Source organism: Nonomuraea sp. NPDC049400 (genome assembly GCF_044466425.1).
Classification (GTDB): Bacteria; Actinomycetota; Actinomycetes; order Streptosporangiales; family Streptosporangiaceae; genus Nonomuraea.
Genome location: NZ_JBITMP010000171.1, coordinates 1 through 1,044 on the forward strand (window position 1 = coordinate 1; position 1,044 = coordinate 1,044).

At 58.2% G+C, this 1,044-nt stretch carries 2 rRNA genes; both read left to right on the plus strand.

Features of this window, described 5'->3' with window-relative positions:
* A 16S ribosomal RNA gene (locus ACIBVN_RS60940) occupies positions 1 to 313 on the plus strand; the annotation flags it as partial.
* Positions 314 to 603: 290 nt separating this feature from the next.
* Positions 604 to 1,044, plus strand: a 23S ribosomal RNA gene (locus ACIBVN_RS60945); the annotation flags it as partial.

A 1,044-nucleotide genomic window follows, 5' to 3' on the forward strand; every position in this document is an offset into this window, starting at 1 on the left:
GCTACAATGGCCGGTACAGAGGGTTGCGATGCCGTGAGGTGGAGCGAATCCCTAAAAGCCGGTCTCAGTTCGGATTGGGGTCTGCAACTCGACCCCATGAAGTCGGAGTCGCTAGTAATCGCAGATCAGCAATGCTGCGGTGAATACGTTCCCGGGCCTTGTACACACCGCCCGTCACGTCACGAAAGTCGGCAACACCCGAAGCCCGTGGCCCAACCCGTATGGGGGGGAGCGGTCGAAGGTGGGGCTGGCGATTGGGACGAAGTCGTAACAAGGTAGCCGTACCGGAAGGTGCGGCTGGATCACCTCCTTTCTAAGGAGCTACTTTCACCTTTCACCGGCGCATGTTCGGTGGGGTGACAGCTCACTAGTGGAGCACTGGCTACTCGGCACAACGTGGTCAACGGCCGGCTAGTACCGCCCGCAAGGGAGTGGGAACGCTGGTGCAGCGGTCACGGGGTGTCGGACACACTGTTGGGTCCTGAAGGAACGGGCGACCGGTTCTTCTGGATGACAGGGCCGCTGAAGAGTCTGGTTTGCCGGGCTTGGATGCGGTTGCTGTTTGTTGTTTGAGATTTGCATAGTGGACGCGAGCATCTTTGTGGCCAAGTTTTTTAGGGCACACGGTGGATGCCTTGGCATCAGGAGCCGATGAAGGACGTGGGAGGCTGCGTTAAGCCTCGGGGAGTCGCCAACCAGACGTTGATCCGGGGATGTCCGAATGGGGAAACCTAGCACCAGTCATGTGGTGTTGCCTCCGCCTGAATGTATAGGGCGGTTGGTGGTAACGCGGGGAAGTGAAACATCTCAGTACCCGTAGGAAGAGAAAACAATATGTGATTCCGTGAGTAGTGGTGAGCGAAAGCGGATGAGGCTAAACCGGGCGTGTGTGATAGCCGGCAGGCGTTGCATGTTCGGGGTCGTGGGACCTTCTGGGTCGATCTGCCGGTCGGCCAAGCAGTGATAAACCTGTCTGATAGTTGAAAGCTCTGGGAAGGGCTGCCGTAGACCGTGAGAGCCGGGTAGACGAAATTGGATGGGCTG